This is a genomic window from Bacillus sp. AM 13(2015) (assembly GCF_001518755.1).
Lineage (GTDB): Bacteria > Bacillota > Bacilli > Bacillales > Bacillaceae > Bacillus > Bacillus safensis.
The window spans coordinates 1-2,975 of the sequence record NZ_LKCP01000005.1; the positions used below are offsets into that span (position 1 = coordinate 1).

General features: G+C 42.6%; 2 protein-coding genes and 1 pseudogene. 1 reads left to right on the forward strand and 2 read right to left on the reverse strand.

Annotation, left to right across the window (positions count from 1 at the left end):
- Positions 1 to 819: UV DNA damage repair endonuclease UvsE (gene uvsE, locus AOQ70_RS01145; protein ID WP_059374558.1), on the reverse strand; the 819-nt coding region annotated here is incomplete at its 3' end.
- A 12-nt stretch (positions 820 to 831) separates the two neighbouring features.
- The gene (cls, locus tag AOQ70_RS01150; protein WP_059374562.1) at positions 832 to 2,028 is read right to left on the reverse strand and encodes a cardiolipin synthase; all 1,197 of its coding nucleotides are present in this window, start codon (positions 2,026 to 2,028) and stop codon (positions 832 to 834) included.
- Positions 2,029 to 2,171: 143 nt separating this feature from the next.
- Here cls and AOQ70_RS01155 point away from each other — a divergent pair.
- Positions 2,172 to 2,975, forward strand: a pseudogene (locus AOQ70_RS01155) (hypothetical protein); the annotation flags it as partial.

Sequence of the window (2,975 nt, forward strand, 5' to 3'; positions counted from 1 at the left end):
TTGAAAAAGCGGTAAGACAAAGTCCATATCTACACCATCTGCATGACTGCGTATGGCTTTTTCTGATTTAGGTGAAGACAAGTGGATTTTGGGCGGAATGCCAGTCTTTGTCCAAGTGTCGAACATTCTTGGAAGGATGTCATCGAGTGCGGCATCGTCATCTTTATTTGCCACGTGATGATGGTAATCAAAAACAAACGGAATGTCATGCTTTTCACATACACCAAGCGTTTCGAGCGACGTATATGTTTTGTCATCGTTCTCAAGTGTCATTCTCGCTTTGATATGAGCCGGAAGTTGTTTAATATTTTCATCAAAGCGTTGAAGAGCCGATTCTTTATCGCCGTAAGCCCCGCCTACATGAATATTCATGTAACCTTCCTTTTCGAGCTTCATCGCCTCAAGCATCTGATAATGGTACGTCATATCGATGACGGCATTGTCTGTAATTGAAGGTTTTGGGCTGGTAAACAAGGTGAATTGATTGGGGTGAAAGCTTACCCGTAAGTTGTGCCGTTTCACCAACTCGCCAATCTCAAGAAATTCTTTGTGAAAAGGTGTCACGAAGTCCCAGCGCACCTCGGGGTGGGTCGCGAGCGGGACGATCGAGCTTGAAAAACGGTACAGCGGGATATCATGAGCAATGGCGAAATAAAGCGTTCTTAATGTATTCACAAGATTGGCTTTCGTTGTTCGCAATAAAGCCTCTTTTCTTTCTTCCTTAGAGAGCTTGCTGTATCTTGCAAAGGTCAACGACTTGGCAGGAGAAGCTTCCCACAAGGTGACGGCATTGGATACATAACCAAATCGATAACGCATAGGTCATCTCCTTTATAAAAAATACGAGAACATGGCGGCAACCCACTCAAGCGGCCGTGTGAAAAGAGGGCGCTTTGACAATGTTTCTTCTGTCAGGATCTCAGATACTTCCATATGCTCCCGAATTTTTTCCTCTACGTGTGCAGTAAAGTTGGGATCATCAATGGCTACATCTACTTCTTCGTTTAAAAACAAGCTTCGTTTATCAAAATTCGCGGTACTGATCATACAGCGGCTGTGATCAATCAATATGGCTTTCGAATGATAAAACCCTTTATAAAAACGATAAACAAGACATCCAGAGGCAATGAGATCCTTCAAATAATGAAAACCAGCCTCTTTGACAAGTGGGTGATCCGCTTTCATTGGAATGATAATTTCAACTGTGACGCCCCGCTTTCGTGCATCAAGCAGCGCCTTCAGAAGATGGGCTGATGGAATAAAATAAGGCGTACAGATGATGATCTGTTTCTTTGCTTGCTCAATATCTTGGAGAAATAAAGCTTCTAAAGAAAAACCGGCAGTCGCTCGTGTTGTGCATTGTAATGTTCCCGGTTCCAATGCAGGGAAAACCTCATATTGCAGCTGATGAATGCCAGACGACCGGTACAAATCATTCAGAAACACATGCTGGAGATCTGCGACAACCTGTCCAGTCATCCGCAAATGATAATCTTTCCAAATGCCAAAGCGGCCTTTTTTCCCAACATATTCATCGCCTATATTAAATCCGCCAATATAGCCAATCTTCCCATCAATCACCGTAATTTTACGGTGATTTCTCATGTTTAACCGGTAAATCAAAAAAGGAAAACGAGGCTTATTTAAAAAGTAAAATTGAATGCCGCTTCTTTCTAGCATGTCAATCGACTTTTGATCAAACGGATAGGAGCCTAATCGGTCGGTTAGCAAAAAGACGGAAACGCCTTGCTCCGCTTTGGCTTTCAATGCTTGGAATACCCTTTGACCAATCTTGTCGTTCTTTACAATAAAGAACATCATATGAATAGAAGAAGAGGCCTGCTGTATATCCGTAAGCAGCTGATCGAAAAATGGTTCGCCATCATGATAAAAGGTGGCATCGCCGCTTGTTTGGTCAAAAGACCGTTCAAATGCATGCGTAGAAAAATATTTCTTCCCCATATAAAGGTCTAACATGACGAGCAAAACGATGGCAATGAGTACGAGTAGGATGATCAATGCGATCATGAAACTTCCTCCTTTTTTGCATATTTCAATAGTGTACCCAAACGCACAAAAAATATTGACTGAATACTCATTCATTATTTATGATAGAGGTACAACATGGAAACGGAACAAAGTGGGTTTTGGGGAATGAAAGGGGGAGCAAGATGAATAGCCTTTTAATCATCAACTTGATCGCATTTGCGGCGGTGACCGCTTACGCTGTGTATTTGTTTGTTTATCTCATTCGAACACGAGCGGCGTATATTCGTCTTGGTAAAAAAGAAGAGTTTCAACAAGACATGAAGAAACGCTTAGAGCGTGTTTGGGTCAATGTATTTGGGCAAAAGAAGCTGTTAAAGGACAAGAAGAGCGGCATCATTCATGTGCTGTTTTTCTACGGATTTATCCTTGTACAGTTCGGAGCCCTTGATTTTATTTTGAAGGGGCTTATTCCAGACAGCGGGCTTCCTTTAGGTCCGGTGTACGGCGTCTTTACGTTTTTCCAAGAGGTGGTCACACTTCTCATTTTAGTGGCCGTTGTATGGGCTTTCCATAGAAGATATGTGGAAAAACTTGTCCGTTTAAAACGAGGTTTTAAATCGGGTCTAGTGCTTTTATTTATTGGCGGATTAATGCTGACAGTTTTACTAGGGAACGGCATGAACATCATCTGGCATGGACACTCTCTATCACCAACTGAGCCAATCGCTTCTGGTATTGCTTTCTTGCTGGGAGGAATTTCACCTCTTGCGGCTGCGATTGTTTTTTATGCCGCATGGTGGATGCATCTGCTCATTTTGCTGACATTTTTAGTATATGTTCCTCAGTCAAAGCACGCCCATTTGATTGCAGGGCCTGTCAACGTATTTGTCAGCAGATTAGACCCGCCAGGCAAGCTGCAAAAAATCGATTTTGAAGATGAGACACAAGAGACCTTCGGTGTGGGAAAAATTGAAGACTTCCGTCAG